At 68.2% G+C, this 22,958-nt stretch carries 22 protein-coding genes; 5 read left to right on the top strand and 17 right to left on the bottom strand.

All coding sequences use genetic code 11. From position 1 onward, the window contains the following. Window positions 1–73 precede the first annotated feature (73 nt). Window positions 74–1,159: a GNAT family N-acetyltransferase gene (locus ABV606_RS01780; protein WP_353988109.1), complete on the top strand. Its 1,086-nt coding sequence runs from the start codon at window positions 74–76 to the stop codon at window positions 1,157–1,159. Window positions 1,160–1,228: 69 nt separating this feature from the next. Here ABV606_RS01780 and ABV606_RS01785 read toward each other — a convergent pair whose 3' ends face one another. The 15 genes from ABV606_RS01785 to ABV606_RS01855 form a co-directional block, all read right to left on the bottom strand. After that, window positions 1,229–1,846, bottom strand: coding sequence for an RloB family protein (locus ABV606_RS01785; RefSeq protein ID WP_353988110.1), 618 nt, complete (start codon window positions 1,844–1,846; stop codon window positions 1,229–1,231). A gap of 1 nt (window position 1,847) precedes the next feature. Beyond that, window positions 1,848–3,179, bottom strand: coding sequence for an AAA family ATPase (locus ABV606_RS01790; RefSeq protein WP_353988111.1), 1,332 nt, complete (start codon window positions 3,177–3,179; stop codon window positions 1,848–1,850). 131 nt (window positions 3,180–3,310) lie between these two features. Then, on the bottom strand, window positions 3,311–4,303 hold the full coding sequence (gene mutM, locus ABV606_RS01795; RefSeq protein WP_353988112.1) for a bifunctional DNA-formamidopyrimidine glycosylase/DNA-(apurinic or apyrimidinic site) lyase: 993 nt from the start codon (window positions 4,301–4,303) through the stop codon (window positions 3,311–3,313). A 42-nt stretch (window positions 4,304–4,345) separates the two neighbouring features. Further along, window positions 4,346–5,047 (bottom strand): ribonuclease III, encoded by a 702-nt coding sequence (gene rnc, locus ABV606_RS01800; RefSeq protein ID WP_353988113.1) that lies wholly within the window; start codon window positions 5,045–5,047, stop codon window positions 4,346–4,348. 16 nt (window positions 5,048–5,063) lie between these two features. Continuing rightward, window positions 5,064–5,267, bottom strand: a complete 204-nt coding sequence (gene rpmF / locus ABV606_RS01805) for a 50S ribosomal protein L32 (RefSeq protein ID WP_281487474.1) — start codon at window positions 5,265–5,267, stop codon at window positions 5,064–5,066. A 2-nt stretch (window positions 5,268–5,269) separates the two neighbouring features. Then, on the bottom strand, window positions 5,270–5,836 hold the full coding sequence (locus tag ABV606_RS01810) for a YceD family protein (RefSeq protein WP_281487473.1): 567 nt from the start codon (window positions 5,834–5,836) through the stop codon (window positions 5,270–5,272). Window positions 5,837–5,931: 95 nt separating this feature from the next. Further along, on the bottom strand, window positions 5,932–6,939 hold the full coding sequence (locus tag ABV606_RS01815) for an iron-siderophore ABC transporter substrate-binding protein (RefSeq protein ID WP_353988114.1): 1,008 nt from the start codon (window positions 6,937–6,939) through the stop codon (window positions 5,932–5,934). A 94-nt stretch (window positions 6,940–7,033) separates the two neighbouring features. Next, window positions 7,034–7,846: an ABC transporter ATP-binding protein gene (locus ABV606_RS01820; RefSeq protein WP_353988115.1), complete on the bottom strand. Its 813-nt coding sequence runs from the start codon at window positions 7,844–7,846 to the stop codon at window positions 7,034–7,036. Further along, complete coding sequence (locus ABV606_RS01825; protein ID WP_353988116.1) at window positions 7,843–8,886, bottom strand: FecCD family ABC transporter permease; 1,044 nt, start codon at window positions 8,884–8,886, stop codon at window positions 7,843–7,845. The genes ABV606_RS01820 and ABV606_RS01825 overlap by 4 nt, the downstream gene beginning before the upstream one ends. After that, window positions 8,883–9,941, bottom strand: coding sequence for a FecCD family ABC transporter permease (locus ABV606_RS01830; RefSeq protein WP_353988117.1), 1,059 nt, complete (start codon window positions 9,939–9,941; stop codon window positions 8,883–8,885). The genes ABV606_RS01825 and ABV606_RS01830 overlap by 4 nt, the downstream gene beginning before the upstream one ends. A gap of 3 nt (window positions 9,942–9,944) precedes the next feature. Next, entirely contained in the window at window positions 9,945–10,859 is a 915-nt protein-coding gene (locus ABV606_RS01835; RefSeq protein WP_353988118.1) for a siderophore-interacting protein, read from the bottom strand. Window positions 10,860–11,046: 187 nt separating this feature from the next. Further along, window positions 11,047–12,366, bottom strand: coding sequence for an aspartate aminotransferase family protein (locus tag ABV606_RS01840; RefSeq protein WP_353988119.1), 1,320 nt, complete (start codon window positions 12,364–12,366; stop codon window positions 11,047–11,049). Window positions 12,367–12,406: 40 nt separating this feature from the next. Beyond that, a complete protein-coding gene (locus tag ABV606_RS01845; RefSeq protein WP_353988120.1) occupies window positions 12,407–13,423 on the bottom strand; it encodes a TIGR03842 family LLM class F420-dependent oxidoreductase in 1,017 nt (338 codons plus the stop codon). Between the two features lie 8 nt (window positions 13,424–13,431). Next, window positions 13,432–14,850 (bottom strand): dihydropyrimidinase, encoded by a 1,419-nt coding sequence (gene hydA, locus ABV606_RS01850; RefSeq protein ID WP_353988121.1) that lies wholly within the window; start codon window positions 14,848–14,850, stop codon window positions 13,432–13,434. A 25-nt stretch (window positions 14,851–14,875) separates the two neighbouring features. Beyond that, window positions 14,876–15,724, bottom strand: coding sequence for a nitrilase-related carbon-nitrogen hydrolase (locus ABV606_RS01855; RefSeq protein WP_353988122.1), 849 nt, complete (start codon window positions 15,722–15,724; stop codon window positions 14,876–14,878). A gap of 307 nt (window positions 15,725–16,031) precedes the next feature. Here ABV606_RS01855 and ABV606_RS01860 point away from each other — a divergent pair, with 307 nt between their 5' ends. The 4 genes from ABV606_RS01860 to cofD are packed head-to-tail and all read left to right on the top strand — an operon-like array spanning window position 16,032 to window position 19,921. Continuing rightward, window positions 16,032–17,054, top strand: coding sequence for a putative F420-0 ABC transporter substrate-binding protein (locus ABV606_RS01860; RefSeq protein WP_353988123.1), 1,023 nt, complete (start codon window positions 16,032–16,034; stop codon window positions 17,052–17,054). 4 nt (window positions 17,055–17,058) lie between these two features. After that, entirely contained in the window at window positions 17,059–18,099 is a 1,041-nt protein-coding gene (locus ABV606_RS01865) for a putative F420-0 ABC transporter permease subunit (protein ID WP_353988124.1), read from the top strand. Further along, window positions 18,096–18,932, top strand: coding sequence for an ABC transporter ATP-binding protein (locus ABV606_RS01870; protein WP_353988125.1), 837 nt, complete (start codon window positions 18,096–18,098; stop codon window positions 18,930–18,932). Before ABV606_RS01865 ends, ABV606_RS01870 begins: the two co-directional genes overlap by 4 nt. Next, window positions 18,929–19,921: a 2-phospho-L-lactate transferase gene (gene cofD, locus ABV606_RS01875; protein WP_353988126.1), complete on the top strand. Its 993-nt coding sequence runs from the start codon at window positions 18,929–18,931 to the stop codon at window positions 19,919–19,921. The genes ABV606_RS01870 and cofD overlap by 4 nt, the downstream gene beginning before the upstream one ends. 6 nt (window positions 19,922–19,927) lie before the next feature. On the opposite strand, the gene cofC is transcribed toward cofD, so the two are convergent. Both cofC and ABV606_RS01885 read right to left on the bottom strand, forming a co-directional pair. Continuing rightward, on the bottom strand, window positions 19,928–20,617 hold the full coding sequence (gene cofC / locus ABV606_RS01880; RefSeq protein WP_353988127.1) for a 2-phospho-L-lactate guanylyltransferase: 690 nt from the start codon (window positions 20,615–20,617) through the stop codon (window positions 19,928–19,930). A gap of 11 nt (window positions 20,618–20,628) precedes the next feature. Then, entirely contained in the window at window positions 20,629–22,872 is a 2,244-nt protein-coding gene (locus ABV606_RS01885; protein ID WP_353988128.1) for a transglutaminase TgpA family protein, read from the bottom strand. Window positions 22,873–22,958 lie beyond the last annotated feature (86 nt).

Genomic DNA, 22,958 nt, shown 5'->3' on the forward strand with positions numbered 1-22,958 from the left:
GCTGTACTGCTTCCCGCAGGAGGACGAGGTCACGCGGGACCGCGGGCACGACCACGACGAGGAGGGGACGACGATGGCCGGGTTCACGATCGAGGAGCTCAGCATCCCTCGACGGCTCGACGACGAACACGGACCTGCCTTCATCGAGATGACGGCCGTGCGGAACGCGGTCGAGGCAGACATCGTCGGCAACGACGATCTGAATTACTCCCCTGAAGACCTCCTCCCCCACTGGCACGACCCGTACTCGCCGATGCGAGCGCTCATCGCCAGGGTCGACGGCCGGATCGTCGCGCGCGGCGTGTTCGAGTGGCAGGCCGAGGACGAGCACGTGGGGTTCTTCGACATCGGCGTGCTGCCGGAGTTCCGCGATCGCGGCATCGGCCTCGCGCTGCACGAGGGGATCGTCCGGTTCGCCCGCCAACAGCAGGTGACGACGCTGCAGGCGTTCGCCCTTCACCGGCTCAACGCAGGAGGAGCGAAGATCGTGCCGCCCACCGGGCACGGCGCCGTGTGGTCGAAAGACGACGGCGTGCGGTTCTTCCGCGGCTTGGGCTACCGGCTCGAGCAGGTCACCCGCATCAGCCGGTTGGCGCTCCCGGTGGACGACACGACGTTCAGGGAGCTGGAGCAGCGGGCACTCGAAGCCGCCGGCGATGAGTATCGGATCGTTCGCTGGCAGGGCCGCACGCCCGATCGGTGGATCGATGACTTCGCGCATCTGCGGCAACGCATGAGCGTCGACGCTCCGAGCGCGGGCATCGAGTTCGCCGAGGAGCAGTGGAATGCCGCGCGTATTCGCGACGCCGACGACCGCGCCGCCGAGAGCACGCGCACCATGCTCACCGTCGCGGCCGAGCATGTGCCCAGTGGCCGCCTCGCCGGATTCACGGAGCTCTCGGCGCCAGTGGCGATCGACCGTGCCGTTGACCAGGGCGACACGCTGGTGGTGCGCGAGCACCGCGGGCACGCGCTCGGCATGCTGCTGAAGCTGGCGAACCTCCGTCACCTTGAAGAGGTGAAACCGGGGCATCCCTCGGTCGTGACGTTCAACGCCGAGGAGAACCGGTACATGCTCCGCGTCAACGAAGCGGTCGGCTTCGTGCCCGTCGGCATCGAGGGCGCCTGGCGCAAACGTCTCGACGACGCATCAAGTTAGCCGCACCTGCCGGGAGCGGGATCCTTAGATAGGTCGTAGATAACTTCAGCTTCGACTGCACCGAAGCTGCTACGTCTTACCGAGCAGGATGTCGACCAGAATCGGCAGTGCAGTTGAAGGGTTGGACCCTTTCCTGCCCGGGGCCAGGTCCGGATCAGCCCGTCGCGCCACCCGGACAGCCGCCTCATATCTTTCGAACGGAAAGTTCGCCGCCAGGTGCTTCTTCTTTTGGAAGAGACCATGTCTCGACATCGAATCGTCTAGCTGCCTCGAGGTCTTCGCACCGGTGCTGGCATCAACATGCCACAGCAGCCACAGTTCGAACTTCACGTTCGAAATGAGCAGAAGTATGCCGTGTCGCTCCGCGAGCTCAATCGCGCTGTCCAGATGCGCATGATCGTCGACATCCACGAGGCAGACTGACTGGTAGTACGGCTCCGCCAATGCCCTCGCCGCAGCCTGCATCTGCATAGCCTTGCGCACGACGGAGACAGGATCCGAGGCGCCGTGCGCAGTTTTCACCGACACGTTCACGCCTTTGGAACGCAGCTTCTGCGTCAGCAACTCGACGTACTGCTTCTCCGTCGTTTCGCCCTCGGCTACGACGAGAATCCGCCGATAAGTCTCTCGCCTGGCCCGTCTAGCTCTTCCGGGCGCGTTGGATCGCCCCCGCGACAACTCGGCCATTTCAATCTTCCTCCGGCACCAGCAGTGCTTCAAGGATGCTCGGAGCCAGTCGCGGTGTTCCGCCATAGCGCCCCGCGAGATACCGCTTGGCTACATTAGCGTCTGAATGGCGTGGAAAGTCAGCGAGGCACCCAAGTTCCGTTACGCCGACGATGCTTTTCTCGGTGAACCACACCTGTTCCGGCTCAAGCTGAACTTCGCTCAGCGGAGAGAGTACATAGGTTTCGTGGCTCGTAAAGAGGAGTTGCGCCCCGGTCCTGTTGAGCGTGGGATCCGCGAATAGGCCGAGAACGACATCGAGGAGGTGCGGATGAAGACTGGAGTCAATTTCGTCGACGCATAGCAGGCCTCCCGAGCGCAGCGTTTCGATAACTGGGACCATCAGCGCCAGCCACGCAATGGTGCCATCGCTCTCCTGCGCGATCGAGAATGGAGGGCACTTGCTCGATTCCCCGCGGTGCGTGAACAGAAGGTTCCGTACCAGCTGTTTCGAGTCTTCCGCCTCAAGTTCTGCTAGCTCTCCCTCGTGCTTTTGTTCGGCTTTGTCTGCCGAACTCTCCTTTTCGTTCATTGCTGACGCAAACACCTGAAGCGCCCGCCGGATGTGCTCCGGTAGGTCCTTCTCTTCGACTGTGACCTCACGGATGCCAATATCCGCGACCTGCAGGAGCGCCTCGATGTCGAGCGGTGAAATCGACCCCTCGATGAGCGACTCCGCGATGTCGCTCAGCCGAACCTCTCGGTGTGCATCCTTTACCGAAACGATGTCAAAAGAGTTAGTCAGATCAGCAGCGATGGGACCCAACTGGGGGTGTTTTACCACTCGAGCGCGACTGAGAACGAGTTCACGTTCCGAAACCTCACCGATAGCTCTGAGCGTCGGATGGACCTTAATGTCGCCACTGTCTCGGTGGCGGTCAAACAAGGTCCGCCACCGGCTCGGCGCATCGCGAAGCCACTCCCTCACGACCCCGTCAGCATCGACTTCGAACCCGTATTCGTACCGTCGGTCATTTCTAATGAACTCGAGAACGAACATGCTCGGTTCATTGCGCGAGTGGTCGTCCAGCCGGAAGGGTGCCCTCGGCATCTTGCTCTTGCCCTGCCACGTTGTTGACGAATTGTGAACTGCGGTGAAGGCGTATTTCAGGGCGTCGAGTATCGCCGACTTGCCACTCGCATTTGGGCCGAAGACGCCAGCCAGTGAGTACACATGCTCGCGCCAGTCACCGCTCTTGGGCCTAAGAGTGCGGAGCGACGGTCGCAAGAATTCGATGGTCACTTCATCACGAATGCTCTTGTGATTGCGAACGGTGAAGCGCAGGAGGATCATGGCTTGACAGTAGCACAATGAAAATCGGCTACTGAACGATTTTCGTGCAAAATACCGCTGTAAATTATGGATTCCAAGTCGATACCTATTTGTGAATCGGACATCGTCAGAATCCGCATCGGGCGTCGCCTTCAAGCAACCGGGGAACTGTCCCCATCCTGAGCAGCCGCGTTGCTGGTGACCTCTCTGATACCTCGTTGCAGCCGACCCAGGCGGAGTCGCTGGCAGCGCGGGCAGAAGTGGCTGCCGCGATTCATGAACTGCTCTCGGCGCATGACAGTTCCGCATCGCGGGCAGGTCAGGCCGTGTCTGCCGTACGCGTTCAGCGAGTGCGCGAAGTACCCGGCCTGGCCGTTGACGTTCACGTACTGCGAGTCGAAGCTCGTTCCGCCCTCATCGAGCGCCTTCTCGAGCACTCCGCGGAGCGCCGCGAGCAGTTCCCCCGCCTTGCGCCGGCTGATGCTCGATGCGGGTTGATCGAAGTGCAGCCTCGCCGACCATAGCGCTTCATCCGCGTAGATGTTGCCGATGCCGCTGATCAGGGTCTGATCGAGCAGAAGGCGTTTGATGCCTGAGTCGCGACGCGCCATGCGGGTGAAGAACTCTCGGGCTGAGAACGCGGGGTCGAGCGGGTCACGGGCGATATGGCTCACCTGGGAGGGAACCGTCGCGTCCGTCGAACCGGCGCCTCCCGGCGCACCGTCCGACGTAGGCAGCAACTCGTCGAGCGCCATGGCGCCGAAGACGCGCTGGTCGGCGAAGTGCACGGCCAGCTCGCCGTGGTCGGGATGGTGGATGAGCAGACGGATGCGCGTGAACCGATCATCCGGCGCGTCGGCCGCTCGGAGCAGCAGCTGCCCGCTCATCCCAAGGTGGGCGACGAGCGCCTCGTCGGCGCGGTCGCCAGTCAGCGCCGGATGCTCGAGCGGCAGCCAAAGGAACTTGCCGCGTCGCACTGCGGCGACGATCCGGGCACCGACCAGGCGATCCACGAACTCTTCTGCAGGGCCAGGATGCCGTCGCAGCGAACGGATGTCGCGCACGTCGACCGCGCGAACGGTGGCCCCGCGAACGGCCGGTTCCAGTCCGAGCCGCACGACCTCGACTTCAGGGAGTTCGGGCATGCTCGCCCTTGTCGCCCTTGTGCTTCATATCGTCGAGGGCGTTCACTTGCGCGATTGCAGCACGGTCCACGCCTCGAGGGCGGCCGCCATCTCGGCCTGCTTCTTGCTTGTGCCGACACCCGTGGCGATCAGCTCGTCGGCCACCACCACCTCAGCGGTGAAGGTCTTGTTGTGGTCGGGCCCCGCGCCGCTGACGCGGTATGCGGGCGCGCCGAGATCGCGAGCAGCGACGAGCTCCTGAAGGCTCGTCTTCGGATCCATCGCGGCACCGAAGCGCTCAGCATCCGCCATGAGCGGCTCGACCAGACGCAGCACCAGCGCGGTCGCGGGCTCGGGTCCGGCGCCGATGTAGACAGCGCCGATGATCGCCTCGACCGTGTCTGCCAGGATGGACGACTTGTCGCGACCGCCGGTCATCTCCTCGCCGCGGCCGAGGCGAAGATGCTCGCCCAGCTTGATCGCTCGAGCGATCTCTGCGAGGGCGACACTCGAGACGAGGCTGGCCCGTCGCTTGGCGAGCTCTCCCTCGTCGAGGTCAGGGTACTCCCTGAAGAGCTTGACGGTGACGGCCTGGCCGAGGATCGAGTCACCGAGGAACTCGAGCCTCTCGTTGTGCCGCCCACCGTGCTCATACGCGTATGAGCGGTGCGTCAGCGCCACGGCGAGCAGATCGGCATCGATGTCGATGCCGATCCGACTGCTGAGGTCGCTCAGACCCGCATCGCGCTCTGGACCAGCGAGCACGGGCTTCAGCGCCGGCTCAGGCGTCCGCGACCTTGCGGCCCTTGTACTCCATGAAGAGCGGGGTGCCGGCAGCGTCCTCGACCACGCGCGCGCGGTGGGGAAGGCTGTAGGTGACCTTGCCGTTCTCGATGGTCTTCACCAGCTGCACCGGAGTCGCCTTCCACTGCGAGCGGCGGGCACGGGAGTTGGCACGCGAGAGTCTCCGCTTGGGAACGGCCATGGCTATCTCTTCTCTCTCTCGGCACCGGGCTCGGTGCCTTCATCGTCAGTTGCGGCTGCCTGAAAACCTTCGAGCGCAGCCCATCGCGGATCGATCACTGCTTCGGGTTCCGAGGCGGGCATATCAGCGAGGCGCTCACCCGTGACCGGGTCGAGGCCTGGGCAATCCGGCCGGCACACCGGCTGGAACGGCAGCGACAGCACTACCGCATCTCTGACTACGGGTTCAAGATCCACGTGGTCGTCGTGAACCTCATAGTCGAAGGCTTCATCGGAAGAATACGCGAAAAGCTCTTGGAATTCGACTTGAACGGGCTGCTCGATGTCGATGAGGCAGCGCACGCAGACACCCGTCGCGCTGCTGCGGATGTCACCGGAGACGAGGATGCCCTCGTGCAGCCCTTCGAGCCGCACGTCGATGTCGAGCGGTACGCCGGGCTTGACCGAGATCATGCCCTCGCCCAGCTGCTCCGGAGCGGGGAAGCTGAGTTCCCGCTCGCGCATCTGCCCAGGGCGGTGCATGAGCTCGTACACATCGAGGATGTACGGCGAATCGGCTGGTCTGGACATGAGAGACGATCCTACCGTCGGGGGCTGTGCGCTCCCTTTGCGCCCCGCCTGCAGTGGCGAGCACCGCTGCAGGCGGGGCGCCCGGGCCGCGCGGCTCAGTCGACCGCTGCGGTCAGCGCCTCGAGGTAGTCGTCCAGGCCCCAGGTGAGCGAGAGCGCGGTGGGCGGAGACACGGCGGCGATGAGCTCCGTTCCGGTGACCGAGGCGACGTGCCCCTCGTTCACCGCAGGGATGAGCGCGGCGTACGGCTGCTGGAGGAAGCGCTCGGCATCCGCCTCCGTATCCGCGAATGCGACGAGCACATCGCTGTCGAGCCGGTCGAGCTGCTCATAGCTGAGCGTGTAGTAGAACGTCGAGTCGCCGCTCGCGAGCTCGTCGACGGCCGGCGCGTTCTCGAGACCGAGATCGAACAGGAACTGCACGCGCGCGTCGGCCGACTTGTACACGTAGAACGTGCCGCCCACGTCCCACACCGCCGCAACCGTCTTGCCCTTGAGCTGTGGGTGCGTCTCGGCCGCATGGGCGATGGTCGCGTCGATGTCGTCGAGCAGGGCCGCCGCCTCGCTCTCGAGCCCGAGCGACTTGCCCACGATGCCGATGACGTCGCGCCAAGGGGTTGCCCAGGGCGCATCGGGGTACGCGACCGTCGGGGCGATCTGGGAGAGCAGTGCGTACTGCTCTTCTGTGATCCCGGAGTAGGCCGCGATGATCAGATCGGGTTCGGCGGCGGCGATGGCCTCGTAGGCCGGCGCATCGACTTGCTCGGGGATCAGCGTCGGCAGTTCGGCATCGGCATCCTTGACCGCCTCCTCGACCCAGGGCAGGTAGCCGTCTGCGTTGGCGCCGTACGACTGCTGCTCGATCGCAACCGGTACGACCCCGAGCGCGATCGCCGCGTCGGTGCTCCCCCAGCCGAGCGTCACCACGCGCTCGGGGGCGCCTTCGATCGTCGTGGTGCCGAAGGCGTGCTCGACCTCGATGGCCCCGGCGTCGCGGGACGGGCCGGAACTCTCGCCGGTCGCGGGCGCGCCGGCGCTGCAACCGGCGAGCAGGAGTGCACTTGCGGCCGCGAGCACGGCTGCGCGAATGATTCGTCTGGACATAGGGCTCCTCAGTGGGTCAGGAACGAGTGGCAGGTCGGTTGTCGTTGGTCGAAGGCCGGATGGCTGCGGGATGCCGGGGGGCTGTGGCTGCGCCTCATGCGACGGCGCCGTGAGTGCGACTGATGGGCACGACCATCGGGGCGCCGCACACGGGGTCGTCGACGATGCGCGCATCGAGGCCGAACGCCTCGCGCACGAGTTCGGTGCTGATGACGTCTCGAGGAGCGCCCTCTGCGAGCACGCCTCCCCCGGCCATCACGACCAGCCGATCGGCATACCGGGCCGCGAGGTTGAGATCGTGCAGCACCATGACGACAGTCGTGCCGCGCGTGCGGTTCGCCTCGTGCAGCAGGTCGAGCACTTCGAGCTGGTGCATGACGTCGAGGAATGTGGTGGGCTCGTCGAGCAGCAGGATGTCGGGGTCCTGTGCCAGCGCCATCGCGATCCAGGCGCGCTGGCGCTGCCCGCCCGAGAGCTCGTCGACGCGGCGGTGCGCGAGAGGCTCGAGGCCGGTGGACCGCAGCGCGGCCGCCACGGCGGCGGCATCCGCGCTGCTCCAGGTCTGCATGAAGCGCTGATGGGGATGCCGTCCGCGCGCCACCAGATCTCGAACGGTGACGCCCTCGGGCGCGACGGGCGATTGCGGCAGGATGCCGAGCACGCGCGCGAGGCGCCTGCCCGGTTCGCGGCGGAGCTGCCTGCCGTCGAGGCGCACTTCACCGGCGACCGGCTTCAGCAGACGAGCGAGTCCTCGAAGCAGAGTCGACTTGCCGGATCCGTTCGCACCGACGATGACCGTGACCGCTCCCGGTTCGATGGTGAGGGTGAGTTCCGAGATGACGGGGCGCCCCTCGTACGCGAGGGTGAGGCCTTCGGCGCTCAGTTCGTGGGCGGGCTTTCGCGTCATGAGCTTCCTCCACGTCGGGTGGCGAGCAGCCACAGCAGGTACGGGGCGCCGATCAGGCCGGTGACGATGCCCGCTGGCAGTTGCGCTCCGGGGATGGCGTACTGAGCGACGAGGTCTGCCGCGAGCACGAGGGCCGCGCCGAACAGCGCCGTGGGCACGAGGGCGAGTGAGCCGTCGCCGAGCAATCGCCGCACGATCGGCGCCGAGATGAAGGCGACGAAGACCATCGGTCCCGCGAAGGCGACCGCGACCGCGGCGAGGCCGACTCCTACGGCGAGCACCGTCGGGCGCGCGCGGTCGGCTCGCACGCCCAGCCCGGCCGCTGCGTCGTCGCCGAGTTGCAGAATGCGCAGCGGCCGCGCGGTCAGCGCCGCGGCGACCATGAGCACGGCGAAGGCTCCGGCGAGCACTGCAACGTCGGGCCACGCCGCGCCCGAGAGCCCGCCCACCATCCAGACGAGCGCCTGCTGCACCTCGCGCACCTCGCCGCGGGTGAGCAGGAGGCCGGTGCACGCCTGCAGGAAGAACGCGGCGCCGACGCCGGTGAGCACGAACCGGTAGCCCGCCGCGCGCCCTCGCCCGGCGATCAGGGAGATAGCGGCGGCGACCGTGACCGCGCCGGCGAAGGCCATCAGCGCGAGCGGCGCTCCGCTCAATCCGAACAGCAGCATGCCGGCGGCGGCTGCCGCGACAGCGCCCTGGCTGACTCCGATGATGTCGGGGCTCGCGAGCGGATTGCGCAGCACGGTCTGGAACAGGGCGCCGGCGAGCGCGAGCGCGGCACCGACCAGCGCGCCGAGCGCGAGCCGCGGCATCCTCAGCGTGACGACGACGAACTCGGTCGCGCCTGACGCTGCGCCAGTCACGAGCCGGAGCAGTTCTTCGACGCCGACCCCGAACGGACCTGCCAGCAGGCCTCCGACGGTGAGCGCGATGAGCAGCAGGGCGAGCACCGCGGTGACGGTGCCGTGGCGTCTGCTTCGGTGTCGGCGCTCACCATCAGCGGGAGCGAGAGCAGCCCTGGCGACGCTCGCGGTCACAGCCGAACCGCCTTGGAGGTGCGCACCACGGCGATCATCACCGGGGCCCCGATCGCCGCGGCGACGAGGCCGGCTTCGAGCTCGCCGGGCGCGGCCACGATGCGGCCGAGGACGTCGGCGAGCAGCAGCAGTGCGGGCCCGAGCAGACACGCCCAGGCCAGCATCCAGCCGTGCGAGGCACCGACGAACGGCCGAACGATGTGCGGGATCACGAGCCCGATGAAGACGATCGGGCCGGCCAGTGCGGTGGCGGCGCCGCACAGCAGCACGATCGCGAGGGTGGCCGTGATGCGGGCAAGTGCCAGGTTCTGGCCGAGCCCGCGGGCGAGGTCGTCGCCCATCGCGAGCAGATCGAGCGGCCGAGCGCAGATCGCCGCGAGTACGATCCCCGCGAGAAGGAAGGGCAGCAGCGTCGCGAGGTCGCCGAGCTCACGCGCTGCCAGCGAGCCCACCGACCAGAAGCGGTACGCGTTGACGGTGTCGAGCCGGGTGATGAGCAGCACGGAGATGATCGAGGTGATCCCGGCTGTCAAGGCGGTGCCGGCGAGCGCCAGGCGCATCGGCGTCGCGCCCTCCCGGCCCGCGGATCCGACGGCGTAGACGAGTACTGTCGCAGCTGCCGCGCCGGCGAAGGCGAACCAGACGAACGCGGCGGGCGAGGTGAGGCCGAACAGCGTGATGGCGAGCACCACGAAGAGCGACGCTCCCGCGTTGACGCCGAGGAGCCCAGGATCGGCGAGAGGGTTGCGGGTGAGTCCCTGCATGAGGGTTCCGGCGACGGCGAGCGCGGCTCCAACCGCGATGCCGATGACGGTTCGAGGAACCCGCAGCTCTCGCACGACCAGGTGGTCGACGGATGCCGAGGAGGGATCGGTCAGCGCACCGATGACCGTCGCGGGGTCGAGTGAACGCGAGCCAACTGCGAGGCTCAGCCAAACGGCAGCGAGCAGCACCGCGCCGCAGGCCGCGAGCCCGACCGTTCGGCGCACGGACGAAGCGGTGCGCGACCGCACTCGGCCGTGCACCGCCGCTACCGCGGGGAGTGCCGCAGCCATGCGCTACTGCGCCTCGGCCTTCCCGAGGCGCCAGTAGCCCATGAACGCGACCCGGCGGCGATCGATGCCGGTTTCGGAGACGAGCAAGCGTCTGAGCGACTTGATGACGCCGGCTTCTCCGGCGAGCCAGGCATAGAAGCCGTCACCGTCGAGCCTGCCGGGCGACTCCCACAACAGTTCGGAATCGACGTCGACCTCGTTGACTCGCTGCGGCGCCGAGGCGAGCCCGGTGGCGAAGGTCTCGGGATGCCGCGTCAACCACGCCCGGACGGCCGGCTCGAGCAGCGCGCCCGTGGGCCGACCCTCGCGCGGCAGCCAGGTGATCCGGTGCCGGTCGGGTGCCACCGCGATCGGGAGCGCGTCGCGCGAGTCGGGCACCTCGATGAACGCGGTCGCCCGGCGGTCTGCGGGCAGCTGCTCGAGCACGCTGCAGATCGCGGGGGCGGCGGTCTCGTCGCCCGCGAGCAGCAGTTCGCGGGCGTCGCCGGGCTGCCAGTCGATGCCGATCGAACTGTGGATGCTGCCGGCGTCGGGGCCGATCAGCACGAGTTCGTCGCCGACGCGCGCCTGGGCGAGCCAGCGCGAGGCCGGCCCGGCAGACGTTCCCGGTGCGGTGGGGTGCCGCACGAGGTCGACATCGACCTGCCCGGCACCAGGCCGCACGGCGCGCACGGTGTAGGTGCGGACCGGGTTGCGAAGTTCATCGGGAAGCGCTCGCCACCTGGCGTACCAATCGCCGTCGGCAATGGTGCGGGGATCGTCGAACCCGAAATCGGAGATCCCGATTCCGGGCACACCCAGCAGCGGGAACACCAGCTTCACTCGCTGGTCGAGGCCATCGGTTCCAAAGCGGTAGAGCTCGGGCCCCGTGAACGTGGCTCGCACGAAGCTCGGACTCAGCGGGGTCAGCGCGGTCAATCGAACCCGGTATGGCCGGTAGCCTGGCGAATCGGTCTTAGGGGGAAGCTCCTCGAAGCGCCGCGCCCTGGAGGCACCCGCCGTGACGGGGCCATGCTCGCGCGTTAGCAGCGGCGCGTCGGGCGCGAAAGGAAGCATTGCCTAAGTATGGCATGCCTTACCTAAGCTTCGCGAGTGCCGTCTTGCTTCATTCCCCCTCGACCGCGGTGAACGCCTCGTCGAGCATGGCGAGGCATCGAGCGACATCCGCGGGCGACATCGTGCACGGCGGCACGACGTGGATTCGGTTATCGGCGGTGAACGGTAGCACCCCTCGCTGCATGAGCTCCTCCCTCAGCCGGCCGACGATCATGGGCGACACCGGCTCTCGAGTCTCACGGTCCGCCACGAGATCGAGCGCCCAGAGCACACCCAAGCCGCGCACCTCGCCGATCAGCCGGTGCTGCTCCTGGAGCGCGGCGAGGCCGGGCCCGATGAACTCGTCTCCGAGCATGCGCGCGTGCTCGACGACCCCCTCATGCTCCATCGCGTCGATGGTGGCGACGATCGCGGCCATGGCGAGCGGATGCCCGGAGTAGGTCAGCCCTCCAGGGAAGACGCGATCGTCGAATGCGCTCGCGATCGCCTCTGAGAGCACCACACCGCCGGCGGGCACGTAGCCGGAGTTGACACCCTTGGCGAAGGTGATGAGATCGGGAACGACATCGAACCCCTGGAACGCGAACCACTCGCCGGTGCGCCCGAACCCGGCCATCACCTCATCGAGGATGAGCACGATGCCGTACTTGTCTGCGAGCGCACGCACGCCCGGCAGGTAGCCGGGCGGCGGCACGATCACCCCCGCGGTGCCGGGAACCGTTTCGAGAAGGATCGCAGCGATCGACGCCGGCCCCTCTGCCTGGATGACTCGCTCGAGGTGGTGCAGGGCGCGCTCGCACTCCTGCTCCACCGAATCGGACCAGAACTCCGATCGGTACAGGAAGGGACCGAAGAAGTGCACGTGGGAGCGCGCGTACTCGTTGGGCACGCGTCGCCAGTCGCCGGTCGCCGCGATAGCAGAGCCCGTGTTGCCGTGGTAGCTGCGATAGGTGCTGAGCACCTTGTCGCGCCCCGTGGTGAGGCGGGCGAGCCTGATGGCGTTCTCATTCGCATCGGCCCCGCCGTTGGTGAAGAACACCTTGCTGAAGATCGACCCGGCCCGCGCGAGGATGCGCTCGGCCGCTTCACCGCGCGCCAGGTTCGCGTGAGCCGGCGCCACGGTGACGAGTTGGTCGGCCTGACGTTTGATCGCCTCGATCACCGCGGGATGCTGGTGACCGAGGTTCGTGTACACCAGCTGGCTCGACATATCGAGATAGCGATTGCCGTCGTAGTCCCAGACCGTCGACCCCTCTCCCCCGGCGATCACCAGCGGTGAGAGCGACCGCTGCGCCGACCAGGAGTGGAACACACTGCCGCGGTCGAGCGAGTACGCCCGGGCTCCTTCTGCGGCATCCGGTTGCGTCATCCTGTCTCCCATCCTCACCAGTTGCTCACACTGGCCGCGGTCATGCTTTCGCGAGGGTGTGCTCTGCGAGCGCGGGCATCACCGTTTCGCCGTACACGCGGAGGGTCTCCTCCTTGTTGTCGTGCTGCAGGTACCCGGCGAAGTGGTCGACGCCGAGCGCCTTGAGCGCCTTGAGCTTGTCGATGTGCGCGGCTGCGTCGCCCAGCACGCAGAATCTGTCGACGATCTCATCGGGAACGAAGTCGGTGTGCGTGTTGTCGGCCTTGCCGTGCTCGTTGTAGTCGTAGTCGACGCGGCCGGCGATGTACTCGGTGAGCGCTGCGGGAACAGCGCCCGTCGTCCCGTACCGCGTGACGATATCCGCGACGTGGTTCCCCACCATGCCGCCGAACCACCGGCACTGATCGCGCATGTGGTCGACGTCGTCGCCGATGTACATGGGCGCAGCAACGCAGAACTTGACCGAGCCGGGGTCGCGGCCCGCCGCGGCAGCGGCATCCCGCACCTGGCCGATCATCCACTGGGCGATATCCAGGTCGGCGAGCTGGAGGATGAACCCGTCGCCGATCTCACCCGCGAGAGCAAGGGCTTTCGGCCCATACGCGGCGATCCAGACCTCCAGCCGCGATTCCTCCGCCCATGGCAGCCGCAGTGTTGCGCCGCGATGCTCCACCGGGCGGCAGTTGGCCAGTTCCCGGATGACGTGCACGGCCTCGCGGAGCTCTCCCAGGGTCGTGGGCTTGCCGTTGGTCACCCGGACCGCCGAATCGCCACGGCCGATGCCGCAGATCGTGCGGTTGCCGTACAGCTCGTTGAGCGTGGCGAAGATCGACGCGGTGACGGTCCAGTCTCGTGTCGCCGGGTTGGTGACGAACGGGCCGACCCTGATGCGATGCGTCTCGGCGAGGATCTTGCTGTAGACCACGTACGGCTCTTGCCAGAGCAGATGCGAGTCGAAGGTCCACGCCGTGGTGAAGCCGTACTGCTCGGCGAGCTTCGCCAGGTGCACGGTGCGGGATGCCGGAGGGTTGGGCTGCAGCACGATTCCGAAGTCCATGAGGCTCCTCAGATCAGGTACTGGCTCAGATCGCGGCGAAGGAATCGGCCGTCGCCCTTGGCGCCCAGGTACTGGCCGCCGTCGATGACGCGTTTCCCTCGGGCGAGCACCGTGTCGACGTGGCCGTCGATCTCGTACCCCTCCCACGCCGAGTAGTCCATGTTCATGTGGTGGGTCTTGTTGTAGCCGATCGATGTGTGACCATTCGGGTCGTACACGACGATGTCGGCATCCGCGCCGGGTGCGATCACGCCCTTGCGGCCGTAGAGGCCGAACATGCGCGCCGGGGTGGTGGAGGTGATCTCGACCCAGCGCTCCAGACTGATGCGGCCCTCTACCACGCCTTGATAGAGCAGGTCCATGCGGTGCTCGATGCTGCCGATCCCGTTCGGGATCTTCGAGAAGTCACCGAGCCCGAGCTCCTTCTGACCCTTCATGCAGAACGGGCAGTGGTCCGTCGACACCAGTTGGAGATCATTGGTGCGAAGGCTCTGCCAGAGGTAGTCCTGATGGCCCTCGTGCTTCGAACGGAGGGGGGTCGAGCACACCCACTTAGCGCCCTCGAAGCCCGGCGCCCCGAGGTTGTCCTCGAGCGAGAGGTAGAGGTACTGGGGGCAGGTCTCGCCGAACACGTTCCGCCCCCGGTCGCGGGCAGCGGCGAGCTGCTCGACGGCCTGCCGGGCGCTCACGTGCACGACGTAGAGCGGGGCTCCCGTGAGGTCGGCGAGCATGATCGCTCGATGCGTCGCCTCCTCCTCCAGCTGCCAGGCTCTGGCGATGCCGTGGTAGTAGGGGTCGGTCTTGCCCTCGGCGAGCAACTGCTGCACCAGCACGTCGATCGCCGGGCCGTTCTCGGCGTGCATCATCGTCAGCATGCCGGTGTCGGCCGACACCTGCATGGCTCGCAGCACCTGGGCGTCGTCGCTGTAGAACACTCCCGGGTACGCCATGAACATCTTGAAGCTCGTGATGCCCTGGTCGACGAGCCCCCGGAGTGCTCGAAGCGACTCGTCGTTCACGTCGCCCATGATCTGGTGGAAGCCGTAGTCGATGGCGCACTCGCCCTCGGCCATCGAATGCCACTTGGCGAGCCCGTCCTCGAGGCGCTGCCCGAAGGTCTGCACGGCGAAGTCGATGATGGTCGTCGTGCCGCCCCAGGCGGCCGCTCGCGTGCCGGTCTCGAACGTGTCGGATGCGGCGGTGCCTCCGAACGGCAACGACATGTGCGTGTGCGCGTCGATACCGCCCGGGATGACGTACTTGCCCGCGGCGTCGATGACGACATCCACGTTCTGCTCGACATCGAAGCCGAGGAGCACCGAACCGGGTGCGAGCACCGCCGCGATCGTCTCGCCGTCGATGAGCACATCAGCAAGCTGCCGCCCGGTGGAACTGACCACCAGGCCGTTCTTGATCAGAGTCTTCATCGTCGCCTCCAGCCTTCGCCCGCGCCTACGGCGCCACGATCGGGCCGTAGGCGTCGGGACGCCGGTCGCGATAGAACTGCCAGTCATTGCGCACCGAGCGCACGAGCGACAGGTCGAGGTCGCGGATGACGAGTTCCTCGGTGGAGTCGGAGGCCTTGTCTCCCACGAAGTTGCCGCGGGGGTCGACGAAGTAGGAGGTGCCGTAGAAGTCGACGGCGTCGTCGCCGTACTCGTTGTCTTCGCGTCCCACCCGGTTGGGGACGCCCACGAAGTAGCCGTTCGCGCCGGCGGCAGCGGGCTGCTCCAGCTCCCACAGCCGGTTGGAGAGGCCGGGCTTCGACGCATTCGGATTGAAGACGATCTGGGCCCCGGCGAGGCCGAGCACGCGCCACCCCTCAGGGAAGTGACGGTCGTAGCAGATCGTCACACCGATGCGGCCGACCGCGGTGTCGAACACCGGCCAGCCGAGGTTGCCCGGTCGGAAGTAGAACTTCTCCCAGAAGCTCGGAAGGTTCGGCAGATGGTTCTTGCGGTACTTGCCGAGCACGCTGCCGTCGGCGTCGATCACGACGGCGGTGTTGTAGAGCACCCCGGGCTGCTCCTCCTCGTAGATCGGCAGCACCACGACGATCGAGTGCTCGCGCGCCAACGCTTGGAACCGCTCGACGGTCGGGCCGGGAATCGGCTCGGCGAAGTCGTAGTACTTCTGGTCCTGCGTGATGCCGAAGTACGGGCCGTAGAACAGTTCCTGGAAGCAGATCACCTGCGCTCCCTGCGCGGCGGCATCGCGCAGGAACCCCTCGTGCTTGACGATCATCGATTCCTTGTCGCCGGTCCACGTGGTCTGCGTGATCGCCGCTCGTACAACCGTCATGCCACTGCCTTCCTGTTCATCGGCAGTGGTGCCCTGCACCCGCCGAGGAGTTGGGTACATCTGAGACGTCGTCGTCTCGTGCCGCGGGGTGCCCCAGGCACTTCCGCTTGGCGCAAACCTAGACGTCGCCGATGACAGTGGCAAGACTTCGCGTGTTGTAGGTTGGTGTCGACTCCACCGCGCTGTGCTGGCGCGGAGCGCTGACCGGTGTTCTCCGGCGGCCGGATCGCTCGCGGGCCACTCATGCCCGCACGTCCGTGGTTCCGCCGCGCTGGTGCAGCGCAGCATCCGTCCATCTGGAGTCTCAATGCCGCTTCTCCCATCCCTCGATCGCGCGCTCAGCCCGCGGTCTCGCCGCGCCGCGGGGCTGCTCGCGTTCGCCTCGCTGATCACGCTCACCGCCGGATGCACGTCGGCGCCCGCGCACTCGAACCCGGGCGCCGACGACTCCGCCGCGCCCGCTGTCACCGACAATTGCGGCGTCGAGGTGGCACTCGACGATCCACCGCAGCGCGTGGTGACCATCAAGTCGACGACGACCGAATTGCTCCTGGCACTGGGCCTCGGCGACCGCATCGTCGGCGCCGCGTTCCTCGACGGTCCGGTGCCCGAGCAGTGGGCCGACGATGCAGCGGCCATCCCGGTGATCAGCGACTTCGCGCCCAGCCAAGAGGCGGTGCTCGACCTGGAACCTGATTTCGTGTTCGCGGGCTGGGAGTCGAACCTCACCGCCGATGCGGCGGGCGAACGAGCCACGCTCGCGAGCTTCGGAGTCGGCACCTATGTCGCCCCCTCTGCGTGCAAGGCGCCCGGGTACAAGCCGGCCAAGCTCACCTTCGAGGTGCTGTTCGACGAGATCGCGGAGGCCGGCGACGTGTTCGGTGCAGAGACGGAGGCCGCCGAGCTGATCGAGCAGCAGCGGTCACTGCTCGCCGACATCGAACCGTCGACCGCCGACCTGACCGCACTCTGGTACTCATCGGGATCGGACACGCCCTATGTCGGTGCCGGAATCGGCGCGCCACAGCTGGTGATGGAGACCGCCGGCCTCGACAACATCGCAGCGGGCATCGAGGACACCTGGACCTCACTCGGCTGGGAATCCGTCATCGAAGCCGATCCTGACGTGATCGTGCTCGTGGATGCCTCGTGGAACACCGCGGCGAAGAAGATCGAGCTGCTCAAGTCGAACCCGGTGACCGCCGAGCTCACCGCGGTCAAGCGAGACCGCTTCGTGGTCGTGCCGTTCGCGGCCGGTGAGGCCGGAGTGCGGTCGGTGGAGGCGGTCGCCTCGGTCGTCGCGCAACTCGGCGAACTCGGCATCGGCTGAGCGGATGAGGTCGGCCGCCCGGATGCCGAGCGCCCGCCGCGACCGCGGTCTGGCGCTTGCGTGGGGCATTGTGCTGCTCGTCGCCCTCGCCGGTTCAGTGGTGACAGCGATCTGCTTCGGCGCGGCTGATCTTCGCCCCGACGAGGTGCTTCGAAGCGTGGCCTCGCACCTGGGCCTCGGCGACAGTCCGCTCAACGCGCTGCGCGACGGCATCGTCTGGGAGCTGCGACTGCCTCGGGTGCTGACCGCGGCTGCGGTGGGCGCGGGCCTCGCGATCAGCGGCACGGTGATGCAGGCGCTCACTCGCAACGCGCTCGCCGATCCGTACCTGCTGGGGCTCTCATCGGGTGCCTCGCTCGGCGCGGTGGGGGTTCTCTTGCTGGGCCTGGGCATCCTGCTGCCGGTGGCGGCCTTCGCAGGCGCCTTCGCAGCGCTCATCGCGACCCTGCTGCTCGCCGGCGCCGCCGGCGGCGTGACGCCGACACGCACGGTGCTCGCCGGGGTCGCGGTCTCGGCCCTCGCGTCGGCGGTGACGAGTCTCGTCATCTTCTGGTCGGCGACGGGCGACTCCTTTCGCGAGATCCTCGCCTGGCTGCTCGGCTCACTCGCCGGCTCGACATGGACGACTGTCGCGATCGCGGGCGTCGCGCTGCTCGTGGTGGGGGTTCCTGTGCTGTTCTCGGGCGGAGCGCTCGACAGCTTCGCGTTCGGCGACGCGACAGCATCCGCGCTCGGTATCAACGTCACCGCGACTCGGTGGGTGCTGCTCGCCGCCACCGCGCTGCTGACGGGCGCGATGGTGTCGGTCAGCGGCTCGATCGGATTCATCGGACTCGTGCTGCCCCACGCGGTGCGACTGCTGACCGGCTCGCGCCACCGCGCACTCCTGCCGCTCTCAGCGCTCGCGGGGGCGATCGTGCTGCTCTGGGCCGATACCGCGGCGCGCACGCTGTTCGACCCGCGGGAATTGCCGGTGGGCATCGTGACCGCCATCGTGGGCGCGCCCGTGTTCGCCCTGCTGCTGACCAGGCGGCGTTCGGCATGACATCTCGAACGGATGCTGCGAACCGTGGGTCGAGCAACGCCTCGGTCGAAGGCGCTCGCCTCGAAGTGCGCGATGCCACGGTGGTGCTCGGAGGGCAGCGAGTCGTCGAAGGCGTGAGCTTCACCGCCGCGGGCGGCGTGACAGCCCTGATCGGACCGAACGGTGCGGGCAAGTCGAGTCTGCTGCGCGGGATCGCGGGAATCGTTCCGCTCGCGTCGGGCTCGGTGCGCTTCGATGGCGCCGATCTGCTTGGACAGGGCCGTCGTGCGCGGGCGCGCGCGGTCGCGGTGGTGGAGCAGGAGCTGAGCTCGGAGGTGGCGCTCTCGGTGCGAGCCGCGGTCGAAATGGGTCGCACCCCTCACCGGTCGCTGCTCGCGACCGCCACCGCGGCCGACGACGAGATCGTCGCGAGCGCCCTTCGCACTGTGGGCATGGAGGGCTTTGCAGAACGGCCGTTCGACTCGCTATCAGGCGGCGAGCGGCAACGCGTGCACCTGGCACGCGCCCTCGCCCAGCAACCCCGCCTGCTGCTGCTCGACGAGCCGACCAACCACCTCGATATCCGCGCGCAGCTCGCGACGCTGGGCCTACTGCGACGGCTCTCCGCTGAAGGAGTCACCGCGGTTGCCGCGCTGCACGATCTCACGCTGGCCGCCGGGTACGCCGACCACGTCGTAGTGCTCGCGGGCGGACGCACCGTTGCCGAGGGAGACCCCCGGTCGGTGCTGACCGCTGACCTCATCCACGAGGTGTACGGGGTCAGCGCGACGGTGCTTCAGCATCCGCGATCCGGGCGTCCCCTGATCGCATTCGACACCGAGGAGACGGCATGAACGCCGGGCACAGGTCGGAATCGGTGCCGAACGCCTCGAGGCTCAGGATCGCCGTGCTCGCGGGCGGAGTGGGCGGCGCCAAGTTCGTGCGCGGCCTGCGCCAGGTCGCACCTGAGGCGACGATCTCCGTGATCACGAACACCGGAGACGATCTGTGGCTCGCCGGGGTGCGGGTCTGCCCCGACCTCGACTCGATCATGTACGCCCTCGCCGGGGTCAACGACGCCGAGCGAGGATGGGGGCGCGCGGGTGAGAGCGAGCGCGTCTCGGCCGAGCTCGCCGCCTACGGCGCCGGATGGCCGTGGTTCACGCTCGGCGATCTCGATCTCGGCACGCACCTCGCCCGCACGAGCTGGCTGCGCGAAGGCGCGACGCTCACCGAGGCGACCGCGCGCCTGGCCGCGCGATGGGACCTCGGGGTATCGCTGCTGCCGATGAGCGATGATCCTGTCGAGACGCACGTGGTCACCGAGCAGGGCACCATGCACTTCGAGGAGTGGTGGGTGCGCCACCGCGCAGCGCTTCCCGCCCTCGCCTTCGAGCAGGTCGGTGCCGACCGTGCTCGGCCGACTCCGTCGGTGCTCGGCGCGCTCGCGTCAGCCGACGCCGTGCTGCTCGCTCCCTCGAACCCGGTCGTGTCGATCGGCACCATCCTCGGTGTGCCTGGGCTGCGGGATGCCGTCGTGTCATCCTCCGCGCGGATCGTCGGCGTCTCCCCCATCATCGGCGGTGCCGCCGTGCGAGGCATGGCCGCGCAGTGCCTGGCAGCGGTCGACGTGGACGTGTCGGCTGCCGCGGTGGCGCGACACTACGGCGCCCGCGTCGACGGCGGGTTGCTCGATGGTTGGCTCGTCGACACCGTCGACTCCGCCGTCGTGCCCGAACTCGATTCGGAGGGAATGCGCGCGGTCGCCCGGCCGCTGTATCTCAGCTCGCTCAAGCAGTCGGCGGCGATCGCGCGCGACGCGCTTGCGGTGGCGCTCGGCTGATCGCGGTCAGCTTGCGAGCAGCGGGCCTTCGGGCGTGATCTCGGACGGCTCGAACGAGCCCTGCGCTGAAGGTGCGGCCGTGGGCGCGGTGACGCCGGAGAGCGACGAGAGCACCGCTCGGGTGTGCACGCCGGCGCGGAGGGCGACGGCTTCCAGGTCGGCCAGGTCGTCGACATCGCGGCGCAGGCCGGATGTCGGCGACACATCGAGCTCGAGGTGTCCTGCCGAGTGGTGTGCGCGGCGCGATCCCTCGCCGAACCGCGGCACGAGCGCGTCTGCGCGCAGAGCCGTGGTCAGCGTCGTGCCGGTGCCGGCGGCATCCGGGACCATGGCGAGGGGATGCTTCGAGGCCGCCTCGAGCGCGCTATCGAGCTCGCCGGGCGCTAACGCCGGCAGATCCGCCAGGAGCACAGCGGCGGGCCGCCGGCCTTCCAGCGCTTCAAGACCCGCCCGGATGGCCGCGTTGAGCCCGGTCAGCGGGTCTTCGACCACCTGGACTCCGCGCAAGGCCCCACGCAGGCGGGCATCGGCGCTCACGACGACGATGCGCTCCACCTGACGCGCAGCGGATGCCGCGGCGATCGTGTCGAGTGCGAACGCGACCGCGAGCCGTGCGCGTGCCCCGGGGTCGTCGAGCAGCAAGCGCGACTTGCCGAGCGAACCCTTGACCGGCAGCACGACGGACCACGTGCACATGAGGCAAGAGCCTAGTCGCCGCCTCCGGTGCTCATCGACACACTCGAGGGTGGGGCGACCGAAGCACCGGAACGGCCTCTGAGCACCGAGAGCGGTGCGATCATCGCGAGCACGCGCCGACCGGGTCGAAGCGACTCACGGATGCCGGAGACCACCGCTCGTGCCGCCCCCTGCAGCTCGTCGACATGCGCCGCGGGTGCGACATGACGCCCGAACCACCGTCGCTCGGCCGCCTCGAGCAGGGCGTACGTCGCCGATGCGGGTGCACCGCCGTGCTCGACGAGCCGCGCGCAATAGGCCCTCGGTGTCTCGACCACGCGCGGCGCGATTCCGGCGTCCTCTGCGGTCGCGCAGATCTCATGCCAGAGCGTCACCGGATCCGCACTGCGCAAGCGGCGGCGTCGCAGCACGCCCCGCACGACGCCCGGTGCGCAGGCGAGTGCCAGAATGACCGCGAACACGGCCCCGGTGAGCACAACGCCGGTGACGTCGTCGCTGAGGTCGGCTGCCTCGGTCACGTTCTCGTCGCGCGGATCGAGCGTGGGGCTCGCCGAAGGACCGCCTGGGACCGCCGCATCCGGCGGCTGCGGCCGCGACTCGTCGACATCCGGCGTGCTGGGGTCATCGACGACAGGCGCTTCGAAGTCCGGTGCGACACCGCGTCCAGGAGTCGGTTCGAATGCGACCCATCCCACTCCGTCGAAGTAGAGCTCGGGCCACGCGTGCAACTCGCTGGAGAGCACGGTGTAGCGCTCATCGCCGATCGTGGGGTCGTATTCAGCGGTGCCGGGCAGGAACCCCACGGCGATGCGCGCGGGGATGCCGGCGACACGAGCCATGACGGCCATCGCCGACGAGAAGTGCACGCAGTACCCGCTCTTCTCCTCGAGGAACCGGCTGATGACATCCAGCCCTGAGCCGTCGTAATCGCGGTCGACCGGCGCCTCTTCGGAGTACACGAAGCCGCCGCTTCGGAAGTGCGCCTGCAGCGCCTCCGCGCGCTCATAGGCGGAGGTCAAGCCGCTCGTGATCCGCATGGTCTCGTCGACGATGTTCTCCGGAAGGCGCGCGCGGTCGAGTTCGAGGTACGCGCGCACCGACCGAGGCACCGAATTGCCCGCGGCTCGCAACTGCGCGGCCGTGGGCCGCACCCAGTCGCTGACGACGGTGTACTCCTGCCCGCGGATGAACGTATCGGCGCCGCGCACCGCGTGCCCGCGCTCCTCCCAGTACCAGCGGCCGATCAGTCCGTCGACCTTGCGCGGCGCGTACGGCAGCGGCAGCCACCTGGCCACGACGGATCCGATTCGGATCGTGGTGGTGACCTGCTCCGTCACCACGTCGGCGCCGGTCCCTGGCGGCTCCGGTATCGCATCGACGGTGTTGGACGAGTCGATGATCACACCAGCCGGCACCCACTCGTGGCCCTCGATGCGGTCGAGGGTCGCCATGCGCAGGTAGGTGCCGGTCTCGAGTGTGGTCGTGTAATCGAGCGCGGTGATCTCGACGTCTCGGCGCAGGTCAGTGCCGAGGTCGATCAGGGGATTCACTCCGACCTGCAGGCCGTTGAACCCGGTGCCATTGCTGCGCGGCAGAGCGAACCCCATCAGGCTCGGCCCGATCACCAGGGTGCCGGCGAGCACGACCGCACCGATGGTGAGGGCCTGCCGGGCGCGGGCGCGGGCGCCATGCAGCCAGAGCGCGAGGAGCCAGCATCCGCTCGCGACCATGAACGCGAGCCACGACGTTGTGCCGGTGACGACCACCCCTGGGATGCCGAGCACGGCCAGCAGCGGGATCGCGGTCGCGGCGGGCAGCCGGAGCGCTCCCCCGAGCACGTCGATGCTGATGGCGACGAGCCCGAGGCCCAGCGTGAGCAGCAGCGCGATACCGGGCGAGGCGACTGCGGGGATCGCCTGCGACGCGATCGAGAGCTGACCCTCCACGGCGAGGTCGACGAACCGGTCCACCGTGGCAGGTGTCGGCACGATGCCGGCGATGGCCGTGTCGGGCGCGTGGAGAGGAACGTTGATCGCCACCAGCACTGCGACCGCCGCAAGGGTCGGCGCTGCTGCGCGAAGCCCCCGCAGGCGTACCGCCGTCAGCCCCGAGCCACGCTCCGGCGCCGCCGGCGCCGCGCCGAATCGGACCCTCACGAGCACAGCCGCCGCGGTGGTCGCGACGATGACGAGCAGCGACTGAGGCACCCAGGCCGACGGCTGAAGCACAGGGAACAAGCCGAACACGGCTGCCACGAGCGAACCAGCGAGGGCAGCGCTCGCCGCCCATTCACGCTGTGCGGGCGCGCGGCTCCAACGGCCAGCGGTGGGCCTTCCGGGCG

Origin of the sequence: Ruicaihuangia caeni, from assembly GCF_040536845.1 — a bacterium.
GTDB classification, from domain to species: domain Bacteria; phylum Actinomycetota; class Actinomycetes; order Actinomycetales; family Microbacteriaceae; genus Ruicaihuangia; species Ruicaihuangia caeni.